The sequence below is a fragment of the Nonomuraea sp. bgisy101 genome (assembly GCF_057708945.1).
Window position 1 is genome coordinate 62,707 of record NZ_JBYITD010000030.1, and the last position, 14,977, is coordinate 77,683.

At 73.1% G+C, this 14,977-nt stretch carries 13 protein-coding genes; 8 read left to right on the forward strand and 5 right to left on the reverse strand.

Annotated features, from left to right (window positions below; translation table 11 throughout):
• Positions 1 to 2: 2 nt before the first annotated feature.
• Together AC3EO4_RS41375 and AC3EO4_RS41380 are read left to right on the forward strand one after the other, a co-directional pair.
• Entirely contained in the window at positions 3 to 1,421 is a 1,419-nt protein-coding gene (locus tag AC3EO4_RS41375) for a serine/threonine protein kinase (protein ID WP_431901014.1), read from the forward strand.
• Between the two features lie 90 nt (positions 1,422 to 1,511).
• Complete coding sequence (locus tag AC3EO4_RS41380; RefSeq protein ID WP_431901016.1) at positions 1,512 to 3,581, forward strand: PASTA domain-containing protein; 2,070 nt, start codon at positions 1,512 to 1,514, stop codon at positions 3,579 to 3,581.
• A gap of 44 nt (positions 3,582 to 3,625) precedes the next feature.
• Here AC3EO4_RS41380 and AC3EO4_RS41385 read toward each other — a convergent pair whose 3' ends face one another.
• Both AC3EO4_RS41385 and AC3EO4_RS41390 read right to left on the reverse strand, forming a co-directional pair.
• Positions 3,626 to 4,156 carry a TetR/AcrR family transcriptional regulator gene (locus AC3EO4_RS41385; RefSeq protein ID WP_379581858.1) on the reverse strand — a complete coding sequence of 177 codons (531 nt, stop codon included), beginning with the start codon at positions 4,154 to 4,156 and terminating at the stop codon, positions 3,626 to 3,628.
• A gap of 73 nt (positions 4,157 to 4,229) precedes the next feature.
• Complete coding sequence (locus tag AC3EO4_RS41390) at positions 4,230 to 5,318, reverse strand: alcohol dehydrogenase catalytic domain-containing protein (protein WP_379581856.1); 1,089 nt, start codon at positions 5,316 to 5,318, stop codon at positions 4,230 to 4,232.
• A gap of 113 nt (positions 5,319 to 5,431) precedes the next feature.
• Here AC3EO4_RS41390 and AC3EO4_RS41395 point away from each other — a divergent pair, with 113 nt between their 5' ends.
• The 3 genes from AC3EO4_RS41395 (at position 5,432) to AC3EO4_RS41405 (ending at position 10,409) form a co-directional block, all read left to right on the forward strand.
• Positions 5,432 to 6,673 (forward strand): ABC transporter substrate-binding protein, encoded by a 1,242-nt coding sequence (locus AC3EO4_RS41395; RefSeq protein ID WP_379581854.1) that lies wholly within the window; start codon positions 5,432 to 5,434, stop codon positions 6,671 to 6,673.
• Entirely contained in the window at positions 6,674 to 9,547 is a 2,874-nt protein-coding gene (locus AC3EO4_RS41400; protein ID WP_431901019.1) for an ABC transporter permease subunit, read from the forward strand.
• 109 nt (positions 9,548 to 9,656) lie between these two features.
• A complete protein-coding gene (locus AC3EO4_RS41405; protein ID WP_431901022.1) occupies positions 9,657 to 10,409 on the forward strand; it encodes an ABC transporter ATP-binding protein in 753 nt (250 codons plus the stop codon).
• A 204-nt stretch (positions 10,410 to 10,613) separates the two neighbouring features.
• On the opposite strand, the gene AC3EO4_RS41410 is transcribed toward AC3EO4_RS41405, so the two are convergent.
• The gene (locus AC3EO4_RS41410; protein WP_379581848.1) at positions 10,614 to 11,027 is read right to left on the reverse strand and encodes an organic hydroperoxide resistance protein; all 414 of its coding nucleotides are present in this window, start codon (positions 11,025 to 11,027) and stop codon (positions 10,614 to 10,616) included.
• A gap of 54 nt (positions 11,028 to 11,081) precedes the next feature.
• Between AC3EO4_RS41410 and AC3EO4_RS41415 the strand changes: the two genes are divergently transcribed.
• On the forward strand, positions 11,082 to 11,651 hold the full coding sequence (locus AC3EO4_RS41415; RefSeq protein ID WP_379581846.1) for a TetR/AcrR family transcriptional regulator: 570 nt from the start codon (positions 11,082 to 11,084) through the stop codon (positions 11,649 to 11,651).
• Positions 11,652 to 11,775: 124 nt separating this feature from the next.
• On the opposite strand, the gene AC3EO4_RS41420 is transcribed toward AC3EO4_RS41415, so the two are convergent.
• A complete protein-coding gene (locus AC3EO4_RS41420) occupies positions 11,776 to 12,588 on the reverse strand; it encodes a thioesterase family protein (protein ID WP_431901025.1) in 813 nt (270 codons plus the stop codon).
• A 45-nt stretch (positions 12,589 to 12,633) separates the two neighbouring features.
• Between AC3EO4_RS41420 and AC3EO4_RS41425 the strand changes: the two genes are divergently transcribed.
• Positions 12,634 to 13,293, forward strand: a complete 660-nt coding sequence (locus AC3EO4_RS41425; RefSeq protein WP_431901027.1) for a TetR/AcrR family transcriptional regulator — start codon at positions 12,634 to 12,636, stop codon at positions 13,291 to 13,293.
• A gap of 94 nt (positions 13,294 to 13,387) precedes the next feature.
• On the opposite strand, the gene AC3EO4_RS41430 is transcribed toward AC3EO4_RS41425, so the two are convergent.
• Entirely contained in the window at positions 13,388 to 14,245 is an 858-nt protein-coding gene (locus AC3EO4_RS41430) for a LysR family transcriptional regulator (protein ID WP_379581840.1), read from the reverse strand.
• Positions 14,246 to 14,318: 73 nt separating this feature from the next.
• Here AC3EO4_RS41430 and AC3EO4_RS41435 point away from each other — a divergent pair, with 73 nt between their 5' ends.
• Positions 14,319 to 14,975 carry a type 1 glutamine amidotransferase domain-containing protein gene (locus AC3EO4_RS41435; protein ID WP_379581838.1) on the forward strand — a complete coding sequence of 219 codons (657 nt, stop codon included), beginning with the start codon at positions 14,319 to 14,321 and terminating at the stop codon, positions 14,973 to 14,975.
• Positions 14,976 to 14,977: the final 2 nt, after the last annotated feature.

Below are 14,977 nucleotides of genomic sequence, written 5' to 3' on the forward strand. Positions count from 1 at the left end.
GCATGCCGTCGAGCCCCCTCCAACCAGGCGATCCGCACGCTCTGCAGGGATACCGGATCATGGCCCGTCTCGGGGAGGGCGGCCAGGGCGTGGTCTACGAGGCGGTGTCGTCCGAGGGCGAGCGCGTCGCGGTCAAATGGCTGCACGCCCGCAGCCACAGCACCGAGCGGCGGCTGCTGTCGGAGATCGAGAGCATCCGCAGGGTCGCGCCCTTCTGCACCGCGCGCGTGCTCGACGCGGGAGTGGCGGACGGCAGGCCGTACGTCGTCAGCGAGCTGGTCGAGGGCGTCTCGCTGCACGCGCTGGTCATGCGGGAGGGGCCGCGCTCAAGCGGGTCGCTCGACCGGCTGGCGGTGGGCACGATGACCGCGCTGGCGGCCATCCACCGGGCCGGCGTGGTGCACCGCGACTTCAAGCCGCAGAACGTGCTGCTCGACCGCGAGGGGCCGCGGGTCATCGACTTCGGGATCGCGCGGCTGCTCGACTCCACCAGCACGGTCGGCGCGCGGCCCGTCGGCACGCCCGCCTACCTCGCGCCCGAGCAGATCGGCGGCGAACCGGCGGGGACACCCGTGGACCTGTTCGCGTGGGGGCTGACCATGTCGTTCGCCTCCAGCGGCAGGGCGGCGTTCGCGGCCGACTCCTACCCCGCGGTGCTCGGCAGGATCCTGTACGGCACGCCGGACCTCGGCGAGCTGTCGGGGCCGTTGCGCGGGCTGGTGGTGGCCTGCCTGGCCCGGTCGCCCGAGGAGCGTCCCACGGCCGAGGAGGCGCTGGCCGTCCTGCTCGAGGGCCCCGCCCGCCCCGACGATGGCGAGCGCCGGCAGCGGGCCGCCGTCTCCGGAGAGGACCGCACACGGGAGAAGGCCGCACCTGGCCGGGACCGCGCGCCAGGATCGGGGCCGGGGGCGGAGACCGAGGTGGAGGCCGGGGCGGAGGCCGGGGTGGAGGCCGGGGTGGAGGCGTCCGTGCGGGGTCAGGGGCGTGCGGGGACGCTCGTGTCCGGCGAGCATCCGGCCGGGTCCCGCCGCCTCTCCCGCCTGTGGTGGATCGCGGCGGCGGCCGCGCTGTCGGCGGCGGCAGCCCTGGTGGTGGCGAGCCCGTGGCGGAGCGAGCCGCCCGCCCTCGCCGGCGAATGGTCGGGCGCGGCGCATCACCCTAGCTCTAAGGTCACCTTCCCGATACGGCTGAGCCTGCCGGACGACGCGGGCAAGGGGACGATGCGCTGGGGCGAGGGTCTGCACTGTCAGGGCGTGCTGACCAGAATCGACTCGGCCACCTACGACCTGTCGCAGGTCAGAGGCGAGGGATGCCATCCGGGCAGGGTGGTGCTCGCCGCCGAGGGCGCGAGCGGCTACACGTTTCAGGTGATCAGAGCGGGTGAGGACACCCCTCGCTACTCAGGAAGTATCCAGAAATAGGACATCACAACGGCGTCACGGTCCGTTGACGCGCCGCGATCCCTCGACTTCAGTAGAGAGGTAACCGGTGGGCGGCGAGGGGAGGCGCCCGTGCCGAAACCGCTCAAGACGGGGGACCCTCAGCGACTGGGCGACTACGAACTGTCCGGGCGACTGGGGGAGGGCGGTCAGGGGATCGTCTACCTCGGCAGGTTAGGCGAAGAGTCCTTCGCGATCAAGCTGTTGCACGGACCGGTGGGGGACGAACCGGCGGCCTTCATGCGCGAGGTCGAGCTGGCCAAGCACGTGGCCCGCTTCTGCACGGCGCAGGTGATCGACGCGGGGTTCGACGACGGCAGGCCGTACATCGTCAGCGAGTACATCGAAGGACCCTCGCTGGCCAGGGAGGTGGCGCTGGAGGGACCGCGCAGCGGCGGCGCGCTCGAACGGCTCGCGGTCGGCACCGCCACCGCGCTGGCCGCCATCCACCGCGCTGGGATCGTGCACCGTGACTTCAAGCCGCAGAACGTGCTGTTAGGCGCCGACGGGCCGCGCGTGATCGACTTCGGCCTCGCCAAGGCGCTGGACGCGGCGGCGACGGTCAGCGGCAGAGGGGTGGGCACGCCCGCCTACATGGCGCCCGAGCAGATCACCGCCTCGGCGATCACCGGAGCGGTGGACGTGTTCTCGTGGGGCGCGACGACGTGCTTCGCCGCCAACGCCTCCGCGCCGTTCGGCCAGGACTCGGTCGCGCCGGTGCTCCACCGCATCCTGACCGCGCCTCCCGCGCTGGGGCGCCTCGACGGGCGGCTCGGTGACCTGGTCGCGCATTGCCTGGACAAGGACCCCCGCAACAGGCCCACCAGCAGGGAGCTGTTACTCGCGCTGCTGGGCGCGGGGGAAGGCGTGCCGGCGGAGGTGCTGCGCTCACCTCCGCCGCACATCCTGCGCGTGGACCCCCACCCGCTGGCCGAGCCGGAGGCGACGGGAGCCGCCGACGGCTACCTGCTGCCCGGCATCCCCGCGCAACGCGGTGCCGGATCAGTCTCGGGTGCCAGGATGAGGGAACCGGCCCGCGCATCGGGACGGGGCGCGGCGTCCGCCGGGCACCCCGCGCTCTCCTGGAAGGAAGAGGAGCCCCCGGCCGGCTCGAGCGAAGGGCACCCGTCGTGGCCCGGTCCCGCGGGCTGGGCGTCGGAGGCGACGCACCCCGGCCGGTGGGTGGGTCCCGCGGCCAACAGAGTCTCCCTGGCCGTCTCGTGCGCGCTCCTGATCAGCGCCGCGGTCCTGGTCGCGGTGCTGGTGCCGGCGCTGCAGAGCGTCAGCACCCCCACCGAGGCCACGCCCGAGCCGGTGGCCGTGGCCTCCACGCCCACCCCCTCCTCCTTCCGGCAGAGCTCGTCGGCCAGGACGAAGGACACGCAGGCGACGACCAGGCGCCCGCCCCCCGCCACGGCCCCCGCCCAGCCGATGCTGCTCGCGGTGCCGGGAGTCGTGGGCATGGACCGTTCCGCGGCGGTCGCGGCCATCGAGGGAGCGGGCCTCGTCGTGGGGTCGGTGACCGAGGCCGGCTCGGCACGGCCGGCGGGCGAGGTGCTCGGGAGCACGCCCGAGCGGGGTGCCAGGCTGGCCCGGGGCTCCAGGGTCGACCTGCGGGTGTCGGCGGTCGGCGTCGAGGTGCCCGCGTTGGCGGGCCTGTCGCGCGAGGCCGCCGCCTCCGCGCTGAAGGCCGCGGGGCTGAAGACAGGGAAGATCGGCACGAGTTGCTCCGATCTGCCCGACGGTCAGGTGATCGGCAGCAGGCCGGGGGCGGGCACGCGCGTGACCCCGGGCAAGGCCGTGTCGCTGACGGTGGCCAGGCACGGTGCGGCGGTGCCGTCGGTGGTGGGGATGTCCAGGCGCGAGGCGCGGGCGGCGCTGAGAGACGCGGGCTTCGCCGTACGGCAGCGCGCGCAGATCGTGGGTGACGCGGGCGCCGTGGACTCGGTGCTCGGGCAGAGCGTGGCGCCCGGCACGTGTGCGGCGCCGGGACGGGCGATCGTGATCACAGTGGGCGTGGCGGGGCAGTCCCTCCCCGACCCGGCGGAGCCGACCACGCCGCCCGACGTGGACCCGCCCGCGGGCACCGACCCCGAGCCGACCCCCACGCCGACCTCCGGTGAGGGCTCGCCCACCGGGTGATTCGCGAGAAATCCGTCGCGGCGGGATACGCGCCGGTCACGGGGTCAGATAGCTAGCGCGGCCGCGGTCAGTGTGGGCAGGACGCTGTCCTCGGGCAGGTCCATCGTCTGGACGACGCCCCACTGGAGCGCGCCGAGCACCGCCCATCCGCGCACCCGCGTCTCCCGCGAGGGGTCGGGCCCGGCGAGTTTGGCGAAGATCTCGTCACGGAAGGTCCTGATGGCCTCGCCGGGCGAGCCGGGAGGCGCGTCGTCGGCGCCGCCCAGGTCCTCCATGACCAGCCTGATCACCGCGCGGTGCCGTACGGTGAACGCCACCAGGGCCGTCACGAACGCGCGCCGGTCGGCGAAGTCCGCCCCCAGCAGGGCGAGCATGTCGTCGGCGCAGGGCGCGATCAGCTCGGCGGCCAGCGTGTCCTTGGGGTGGAAGTGGTAGGCGACCGCCGTCTTCGTGAGCCCGACCGCGGCGGCGATGTCGGCCAGTGAGGTCGCGGCGTAGCCCCGCTCGGCGAACAGCGCGCGGGCCGCGGCGAGGATCCTGGTGCGGGTGTCGCGCCCCTGCTCGAGTGTGGTCATCGTCCCGCTTCCGCCCGCCGCCGCGAATGATCGCACCATCGTAGGGCGCGGCACGGCCGTACAGGACGGCGGGCTAGAAGACGATGACGGAGCGGGCGACGGCGCCCTGGCGGACGTGGGTGACGGCCTGGTCGATGTCGGCCAGGGGGAGGCGTTCGGTGACCAGCCCGTCGAGGTCGAGCCGGCCGCGGAGGTACTGCGCGGCGAGCATGGGCAGGTCGCGCAGGGGCGCCGCGTCGCCGCCCTGGGTGCCCATGAGACGGCGAGAGGCGAACAGCAGCCCAGGCTCGATGGTCAGGGGGGTCCCCGCGGCGGGGCTGCCGACCATGACGGTGGTGCCGCCCGGCTGGGTGGCGGCGAAGGCCTGGCCGAGGACGCTCGCGACCCCGGTGGCGTCGAAGGCGTAGTCGACGCCCCCGCGGACGATCTCGCCGACCTGCTGGGGGAGGTCACCGGCGAGCAGGGTGTGGGTGGCGCCGAAGTGGGCGGCGAGTTTGAGCTTCTGCTCGACGACGTCGGCGGCGATGATCGTGGTCGCGCCCGCGAGCACCGCGCCCTGGACGACGTTGAGGCCGACGCCGCCGCAGCCGACGACCAGGACGCTGGAGCCAGGGGCGACGCGCGCGACGTTCAGGACGGCGCCGACACCGGTGATGACACCGCAGGCGAGCAGGCACATCGCGTCGAAGGGGGCGTCGGGCGCGATCTTCACGCACATCGCTTCGCGGACGACGGCGTACTCGGCGAAGGATCCGATGCCGATGAACCTGCGCGTCTCCTGGCCGTCCATGGTGACCCTGGGCGCGCCGCCCATGATCGCGGTCAGCCTGGCGGGGCCCGAGCACAGGTGGAAGCGGCCCGCTCCGCAGTGCCGGCACTTCCCGCACGCGCCGCTCATCGCGATGATCACATGGTCGCCGGGTTCGACCGCCGTCACGCCCTCGCCGACGCTCTCGACGATCCCCGCGCTCTCGTGGCCCAGGATGAACGGCGGCTGCCGGACGACCGGGCTCTTGCCGTCGATCGCCTTGAGGTCGGACCCGCACACGCCGGACGCCTTGATCTGGACGCGCACCTCGCCGGGACCCGGATCGGCGATCTCCACCTCGCGGATCTCCATCGGCTGGTGGAAACCGGTGAGGACGGCGGCGCGCATCAGCATGCGGCACACGCTAGCAAGCAAATGCTTGGTTTAGAAGCGTTGACACCCATTCCGCTCGAACCTACGCTGACGCAAAACCAAGCGAGCGCTAGGCCGAAAAGGCGGAGGCTGGGTTGCGGCGAGAACTCGTGGTGCTGGCAGCGGTGGTGACGCTCGCGGGGTGCGCGGCGCAACAGGGGACGGCGGCTCCGGGCGGCGGTGGACAGACCCCGGGAGTGACGGACACGACGGTCAAGGTCGGCGGGGTGCTCACCAAGACCAGCGCGAGCGGCTACTCGACCAAGGACGCGGAGATCGGCGCCAAGGCCAGGTTCGAGCGGGCGAACGCGGCGGGCGGCGTGCACGGCAGGAAGATCGAGTTCCTCGGCGCCGAGGACGACACCCAGGACGCCGCCAAGGGCGACGCGGCGGCCAAGAAGCTCGTCCAGAAGGACAAGGTGTTCGCGCTCGTCCCCGTCCACGCCCCCAACTTCGGCGGCGCGGTCTTCCTCGAACAGCAGGGCGTGCCGTGGTTCGGCTGGGCGACCGGCCCGCAGTGGTGCGGCACCAAGACGGGCTTCGGCTACAACGGCTGCCTGGCTCCCAAGGCGGGCGCGGGCTCGCAGACCTGGTGGGGCAACCAGATGGCCGACCTGCTCGGCGGCGCCGCCGGCAAGACCGTCTACGTGCAGACGTCCGACTCGAGCGGCAGCAAGTACGGTGGCAAGACCATCTCCCAGTCCTTCCAGGCCGCCGGGTTCGAGCTCGTCGGGCTCAACTCGGCGCTGCCCGCCGCCGCTCCGCCCGCCGACTGGCTGCCCTACGTCGACAAGATCATGACCTCGAACGGGGGCGCGCCACCCGACATCGTGGTGTCGATCATCGCGGGCACCAAGTTCAACGTGGGCCTCTACGCCGCGCTGAAGAAGGCCGGGTACAAGGGCGTGCTCAGCGACGCCACCAGCTACGACGCCGCCATCCTCAAGGACGCCGCCACCGCGCAGGCGCTCGAGGGCGTGATCGCCGCGCCCATGTTCGAACCCTTCGAGTCGAGCGCCCCCGAGATCGCCCAGCTCAAACAGGACGTGGAGAAGGTCGCCCCCGGCGCCACGCTCACCCAGCACCTGGCGATCGGCTACTGGTCGGCCGACATCTTCCTGAAGATGCTGGAGCAGACGGGCAAGGACCTCACCCGCGAGAAGTTCCTCGCCACCGGCAACGGGGCGTTCACCTACGAGAACGCGGGCTTCGGGAAGATCCAGTACCCCAAGGACCACGACGAGCCCAACGGCTGCGGCGCGCTGGTCACGCTCCAGAACGGCGCCTACCAGGTCGCCAGGAGCATGAAGTGCTTCGACAACGTGCCGCTCAAGTAGATGCTCGCCTACGTCCTGAGCGGACTGGTCACCGGCGCCGTCTTCGCGGTGATGGCGTCGGGCCTGACCCTTTCCTACGCGGCCACGGGTGTGTTCAACTTCGCGCACGGGGCGGTCGGCTTCCTGACCGCGCTGGTCTTCTTCGAGCTCAACGTCGGCCTCGGCTGGCCCGGGTGGGCCGCTGCCCTGCTCGCCGTCCTCGGCTTCGCCCCGCTGCTCGGGTACGGCCTGCACAAGGCGATGTTCAGGGGCCTGGCCCACGCGGGCGAGACCGCGCAGATCGTGGCGACGATCGGGCTGACGATCGCGCTTCCGGCGCTCGGACTGCTGGTCGCCGACCTGGTGGCCGAGCCGCTCGGCCTGCCGCCCGCCGACGCCACCGCCCTTCCGCACGGTGTCGGGCCCTATCCCGCCGCCGAGGTCTCGCTCGCCGGGATGGCCTTCGACTCCGACCAGGTCATCACGTTCTGCGTCGCCGCGCTGGTGGCGGCGGGGCTGTGGCTGTTCATGCGGCACACGCCGTACGGGCTGCGGATGCGGGCCTCCGTCGACCGGCGCGGGCTGGCCACGCTGCGCGGGATCGACGCCGACGCCACCTCGGCGCTGGCGTGGACGCTCAGCTCGGGCCTGGCGGGCCTGGCGGGAGTGCTGGCCGTCCCCGTGGTGGGGCTGGACTCCGGGGCGTTCACCGTGCTGCTGTTCGCCTCGGCGACCGCCTCGGTGTTCGGGCGGCTGCGCTCGATCCCGTGGACGTTCGCCGCGGGGCTCGGCCTCGGCGTGGTGCAGAACCTGGTCGCCGGTTACGCGGACTTCGCCGCCGAGATCACCGGGCTGCGCACCGCCGTACCCGTGATCCTCCTGTTCGTCGGGCTCGTGCTGCTGAACAGGTCGCGGGAGCGGGTGGCGGGCAGCGCGGCCCAGGACACCCCGCCGCCCGACTACCTGGCCGACCTGCCCGGCTGGCGGCGAAGGCTGCCATGGCTGGTCTCGCTGGCGGCGCTGCTGGCCTGGACGTTCACCAGGCCCGCCGACGACTTCTACGTGGGCGTGGTGGCGCAGGGGCTCGTGCTGGCGCTGATCTTCTGCTCGTTCGTGGTGGTCACGGGCATCGGCGGGATGGTGAATCTCGCGCAGGCGGCCTTCGCCGCGATGGCCGCGCTGACGTGCGGGTGGGCCCTTTCCTCCGGCTGGCCGTTCCCCGTCGCGATCCTGCTGGGGGTGCTGGCGGCCGCGGCCGTCGGGGTGCTGGTGGCGCTTCCGGCGCTACGGCTCGGCGGACGGATCCTCACGCTGGCGACGCTCGCCCTGGCTCTCCTGGCCGACCAGGTGCTCTTCCAGGTCGACGCCTTCAGCAACGGGACCATCGGCTGGCCGCTGCCCGCCCTCTCGTTCGGCTTCGCCGACACCACCGATCCACGCGTGCGGGTCGTGCTCCTGCTCGTCCTCATCGGGCTGGCCGGGGTCGTGGTCCGCAACCTGGAGCGGTCGGTGTCCGGCAGGGCGATCCTGGCCGTCAGGTCGGCGCCCGCCGCCGCGGCGACCGTCGGAGTGTCGGGGCCACGCACGAAGATCATGCTGTTCGCGCTGGCGTCGGCGATCGCCGGGCTGGGCGGGGTGCTGTACGCGACGTCGAAGGGGTCGATCACGGCGACGGACCTTCCGGCGTTCGCCGGGTTCGTGTGGCTGGCCGTGGTGGTGCTGCAGGGCGTGCGCAGGATCGGCGGGGCGGTGCTCGGCGGTCTCATCGCGGCGATCTTCCCCGAGCTGCTGGCGGGGTGGGAGATCTCGGCGCACGTGGGCGCGATCCTGTTCGGCACCGGCGGGATGATCCTCGCCAAGCATCCCGACGGGGTTCTCGCCCAGCTCGCCGAGGCCCGCCACCGCCGTCGCGCCGCCCGGGCGGTCGTGCCCCCCTATGCGGACCGCGATCGCCGGACCGCCGCCCCCTCTCCGCCGCCCGGCTCCGAGCAGGCCGGGGTCGGCGGCGAACAGCGGGAACCCGCCCCGCTCCCCGGCGGGGTCCCCGGAGACCCGGCCGTCCTGCGGGCCGTCGCCTCGCTCTCCGGAGATTCCCCCGAAGAGCCGGCCGGAGCCCGGTGGGAGGGGCCGCCAGGAGGACGGGCCGTCGCCGCGCTCTCCGGAGACTCCCCTGAAGACCTGGCCGGGGTCCGGTGGGAGGGGTCGCCGGGGCCCGCGCCGGTGCTCAGCCTCGAAGGGGTCGTGGCCGGCTACGGCGACGTGACCGTCCTGCGCGGCGTCGACGTGGCGATCAGGGCGGGCGAGGTGCTGGCCCTCCTCGGCGCGAACGGCGCGGGCAAGTCCACCACCTGCGCCGTCGCGGCCGGGGACGTGCCGGTCACCACAGGCAGGGTGCTGCTCGACGGCCACGACGTCACCGGCAGCCCCGCCCACAGGCGCGCCCGCGAGGGAGTGTTCCTGGCCCCCGAGGGGCGCGGCGTGTTCCCTGGACTGACCGTCGAGGAGAACCTGCGGACCTGGCTGGACGCGCCCGACCAGGTCTACGAGCGGATGCCGCACCTGGCCGCCCGCCGTACCGTGCTCGCGGGAGCGCTGTCGGGCGGGGAGCAGCAGTTGCTCACGCTCGCGCCGGCCCTCGTCAGGCCGCCCCGGGTGCTGATCGCCGACGAGCCGTCGCTCGGCCTGGCCCCGCTGGTCGTGGAGCAGGTCTTCGCCCTGTTCGCCGAACTGCGCGGGCGCGGGGTGGCGCTGCTGCTGGTGGAGGAGAAGGCCACCGAGGCGCTGGCGGTGGCCGACAGAGTGGCCTTCATGCGGCTCGGCCGCGTCACCTGGACCGGCCCCCGCTCCGAGGTGGACGCCGACCGGCTCACCGCCGCCTACCTGGGGGTGTCGTGATGGTGACCGTGGTGGACGCGAGCGGTCTGTGGGGGAGTGTGCCCGGAGGTGTCGTGATGATCGGGATGGACGTCGACCGCCCGACCGCCGCCGGCCCGAGGGTCGCGTCATGACCGCGTCCGCGCTGGCCGTCGAGGGCGTCTGCGTGGCCTTCGGCGGGGTTCGCGCGCTGTCCGAGGTCTCGTTCGCCGTGCCGGAGGGGCAGGTCTGCGGCGTGATCGGCCCGAACGGCGCGGGCAAGACCACGCTGTTCGACGTGGTCTCGGGCCTGCGCCGCCCGCAGTCCGGGCGCGTGCTGGTCTCGGGCACCGACGTGACCGGCGTCTCCGCGGTACGGCGGGCGCGGGCGGGGCTGCGCAGGACCTTCCAGCGCACGCAGGTCTTCGGCCGCCTCACCGTGGCCGACAACGTCCTGGCCGCCATGGAGTGGCGCGGCGGGGGCGGCGGCGTGCTCGCCGACCTCGCGGGCCTGCCGGGCAGGCGACGGCTGGAGGCGGCGCGGCGCGAGCGGGTCGAGGAGGTCCTCGACCTGTGCGGGCTGCCGGCGCTGCGCGACGCCTACGCGGCCGCGCTGCCCGTGGGCCAGCGACGGCTGGTCGAGCTGGCTCGCGCGCTCGCCGACCGTCCGTCCGTCCTGCTGCTCGACGAGCCGACCTCGGGCCTCGACGCCGACCAGACGGCACGGCTGCGCGAGGTCATCGCCGCGCTCGACACCACGGTGCTGCTGGTCGAGCACGACATGGGCTTCGTCATGGACACCTGCGACCACCTTGTCGTCCTCGACCTCGGCAAGGTCATCGCGACGGGTCCGCCGTCCTCGATCAGGGCCGACCCCGTGGTGCGCGCCGCCTATCTCGGCTGACCCCACGATCCGTTCACTCGTCTCGGCCGAGCCGGTGAGCGGTCCGCTCGTCCCGGCTGTGCCGTGCGCGGTCCGCCTGTCCCGGCGGCCCCGAAGTCCGCTCTGCTCGTCTCGGCCGAGCCGGTGAGCGATCCGCCTGTCCCGGCCGGCCGCGAAGCGGCTTCGGGGCGGGATCGGCCGGCCGGGCGGCGAGGCGCGCGCGGGTCACTCGATGACGAGGTCGACGGAAATGTTGCCGCGGGTGGCGTTGGAGTAGGGGCAGACCTGGTGGGTGGCCTCGACGAGCCGCTGTCCCGCCTCGCCGTGGAGCTCGTCGGGCAGCTCCACCCTGAGCGTCACCTCCAGGCCGAACCTGCCCTCGCCGATGCTCCCGAGGCCGACCTCCGCGGTGACAGACGCGTCGGAGACGTCCAGCTTCATCCTGCGCGCCACGTTCTGCATGGCGCTGGCGAAGCAGGCCGCGTAACCGGTGGCGAACAGCTGCTCGGGGTTGGTGCCCTCGCCGGAGCCGCCCAGCTCGACGGGGTGGGCAAGGGTGACGGACAGCTTGCCGTCGTTGGTGGCGGCCCGGCCCTCACGGCCGGAGGCGGTGGCGATGGCGGTGTAGAGAGTCTTCATGCTCATGACAATAATCGACACCATGTCGACTATTCCCGGCGTAGTGTTGATTTTATGAAGAGGCGTACGGGGATGACCAAGGGCGACCGCAGGGAACAGGCCATCGTCGAGACGGCGAAGGAACTGCTCAAGACCGTTCCCCCCGGGCAGATCACGATCGACAGGCTGGCGGCGGGCGCGGGGATCTCGCGGTCGAGCTTCTACTTCTACTTCGACTCCAAGACCGCGGTGCTGGAGGCGCTGCTGACGGAGATCGCGCGGGAGATGGAGGCGGCGGCCAGGGGCTGGCTGGACGGGGCGGGCGACGACCCCGCGGCGTTGCGGGAGGCGCTGGGGGTGAGTGCCCGGCTGTGGGGCGAGCACGGGGCGCTGCTGCGGTCCGCGCTGCTGGCGGAGGATCCGGAGTTCGCGGAGTTCAGGGCGCGGGTGGTCGAGGGGTACATCGGGCAGGCGGCGGCCAGGATCGAGCGGGAGAGGGCCGCGGGGCGGGCCTGCGCGGGACCGCCCGAGGACGGGCTGGCGCGGGCGCTGGTGCGAATGAAGTTCGCGGTGCTCGCGGAGGACCAGTCGGCGCAGGCCATCGAGACCTGCGCCGTGGTGATGACCCGGGCGATCTACGGCTGAGCCGCCGTGGTGAGCTGCCGGGCGGCAGCGTGATCACCCGGGCGATCTACGGCTGAGTTGCCGTGGTGCCGTGCGGTCGTCGGCCGGGCGGCAGTGTGATCACCCGGGTGATCACCCGGGCGATCTACGGCTGGGCAGGGGTGCGGACGGCGGCGAGCTGGGTGGCCTGGGCGACGAGGCGGCCCTTGGCGTCCCACGCGTGGGCGGTCTCGTCCATCCGCTCGGCCGTCACGTCGGACGCGGTCAGCCGTACCCTGAGCGGCCCCGGGGCGGGCAGCCGCCTGATGTAGGCCGACAGCTGGATCGTGGGCACCCAGCCGGGCGCGCCGAGGTCGAAGGAGACCGGCGGCACCGGGTCCATGGCGACCAGCAGCGACAGCGGGTCCCAGTCGGAGCCGTCGGCCAGGCGTTGCCAGCCGGCGATGACGCCCTGGCGGGCGGGCTCGCCGAAGGCGAAGGCGAGATGGGCGGGGTTGAGCCGCTGCTCGACGACCTCCATCAGCGGCACCCGCATCCCCGCGCCCGGCGGCTCGGTGGGCGACAGCCAGCACTCCTGCTCGTCGGGCAGCTCCACCGGCTCGAGCCCCGACCACCACGGGTCGTCCTCGGTGAGCCTGCCGAGCGTGATCAGCGCCTCGACCAGCGGAGCGTCGTTCTCAGACATGCGAGCGCGAACCTGGGTGACGGCCTTGCCCCTGCGCAGCGTCTCCACGTCGATCCGCACCGCCCCGAACGAGGGAGGCGAGATGAACGAGCCGCTCACCGCGGTCAGGTGCGGGTGGTCCTGTCCCGCGCTCTCGATGGCGGCTCTTCCCATGACGGCCAGGAGGTAGCCGCCGTGTGCCTTGTCGCCCACGCTCCACTTCTCGTCCAGCGTGGCGTCGAATCCACCGTCCGCGCGCGGGACAACAGCGGTCGCATCCCTAAAAGTCGTCATATGGCCACATTGACGTCGTCAAGCTGACGGTGTCAACCTGAAGGGATGAAGCGGGTTCGCGCCAATCCTGGTGAAGGAGTGCGGCTGCGCGAGGAGATCCTCGCGGCGGCCGAGGAGCTCCTGGTCGAGACGGGGCGCGAGGGGGCGTTGACGCTGCGCGCGGTCGCCGGCCGTACGGGAGTCTCGACGCCGTCGGTCTACCTGCACTTCGCCGACAAGGACGCGCTGATCGAGGCGGTCTGCCTGCGCGCATGGGACGAGCTCGAACGGCGGATGCGCGATGCCGCGCGCGGCGTCGGCGACCCGTTCAGGGCACTGGGCAGGTGCGGCAGGGTCTACGTGCGGTTCGCGCTCGACCACCCCGCGCAGTACCGGGTGCTGATGATGCGGCAGGGCTCGGGCTCGGCGGCGGAGGCGTGCTTCGGCTACATGGTGGAGGCGGTCTCGGCGTGCGTGGCGGCGGGCGTGCTGCGCGGCGACCCGCAGACGCTCGCGCTGGGGCTGTGGTCGGCGGCGCACGGGTGCGCGTCGCTCGTGATCAGCCAGCCCTCCTTTCCCTGGCCGGAGAACCTCGACGCGTTCATCGACGACACCGTCAGGATGGCCGGCTTCGGTACGGCCCTCGCCTCGCGCCTGCCCCGCCACGGCATCTCCACCGAGATCGCCGCCGAGCTCGACGCCTTCGCCGCCCGGCTCACCGAGTAGCCGGGTCACCGAGTAGCCGGGTCACCGAGCCGCCGGGTCACCGTTTTTAGGTCACCCGAAGGTCACCGAGGAGCCGGCTCGCCGGGCTGGCGGGTCACCGGGCGGGCGCCAGCCTGCTCCTGAACTCCTCGAGCAGATGCCGGTACACCGCGGCCACCGCGGGCCTGGCCAGGGCGCCGGAGGCGACCGCGAGATAGCCCGTGTTGAGCGGCGGGACCTGCGGCGACGCCAACGCGACCAGCCGTCCCGCCGCCAGGTCGTCGGCGCACAGGTAGGCGGGCAGCACCGAGACGCCCGCTCCTGCGCGCACCGCGGCCAGCACGCCGCGCAGGTCGGGGATGATCGCCCCTGCCGTCATGCTCGCCCGGCGTCCGAAGACCGTCCGCCAGTACCGCCTGATGATCGGCAGGTCCTCCGCGTAGGAGATGATCGGCGCGTCCGTCGGCACACCCGGAGCCGCCACCAGCACGAACTCCTCGTCGTAGAGCGCCTCGGCCTGCACGCCGCGCACGCGCGGCCGTACCGTGGAGATCACCAGGTCCAGCCGCCCCGCCGCCAGCTCGGCCAGCAGGTCGTCGGTCAGCCCGAACGTGGTGCGCAGCACCAGCCCCTCCGCGACCAGCGGCGCGAGCACGGGCACCACCTCCACGCACACGAACTCGGCCGGACCGCCCAGATGCACGCTCCGCATGGAGGGCAGCTCGGAGCCCACCACCTCGGCCAGCGCGTCGAGCGAACCCGCCACCCGCCTGGCCAGCTCGTCGGCCGCGGCGGTCGGCGCGACCCCTCTGGGCAACCGGTCGAACAGCGGCCGGTCCAGTGCCGCCTCCAGCGCTTTGACCTGCGCCGTCACCGCGGGCTGCGAGAGGCCGAGCGTCTGCGCGGCGGCCGTGATCGAGCCCGTACGGTGCACGGCGAGGAAGGTCCTGAGCAGGTCCAGTGAAAGCGACATATCAGCATCATGATGCCTGATGACGGGTTCGGCTATTTGTGGCTGATGGCTGTGGCGGAGCATCATCGAGGGCATGAGCAAGCGCATTCTGATCGCCCTGACCAGCCATGACGACCTGGGTGGGGCGCGAAAGACCGGTTACTACGTCTCCGAGGCCGCCCATCCGTGGCATGCCTTCCGCGAGGCCGGGTTCGAGGTGAAGGTGGCCAGCGTCCTCGGCGGGCAGCCGCCGCAGGACGGGTACGACCCCGACGACGCCGCGCAGTCCGCCTTCCTCGCCTCCGACGAGCTGCGCGACGCGGGCAGGCTCGCCGACCTCGACGGCCGCGCATTCGACGCGGTCCTGTTCGCCGGCGGGCACGGCACCATGTGGGACTTCCCGGCCGACGCGGACGTCGCCCGTATCGGCAGGGAGGTCTACGAGGGCGGCGGCGTGGTGGCCGCCGTCTGCCACGGCCCTTCCGCGCTGGTGAACATGACGCTGTCCGACGGCACCCCGCTGGTGGCGGGCAGGCGCGTGGCCGCCTTCACCAATGCCGAGGAGAAGGCCGCGGGAGTGGACGAGATCGTGCCGTTCCTGCTGGCCGACGCCCTGGTGGCCAAGGGGGCCAGGCACGAGCCCGCGCCCGACTGGCAGCCGCAGGTCGTGGTCGACGGCCGACTGGTGACGGGCCAGAACCCGGCCAGCGCCACCCCGCTGGCGGAGCGCCTCGTCGACCTTCTCAAGTAACC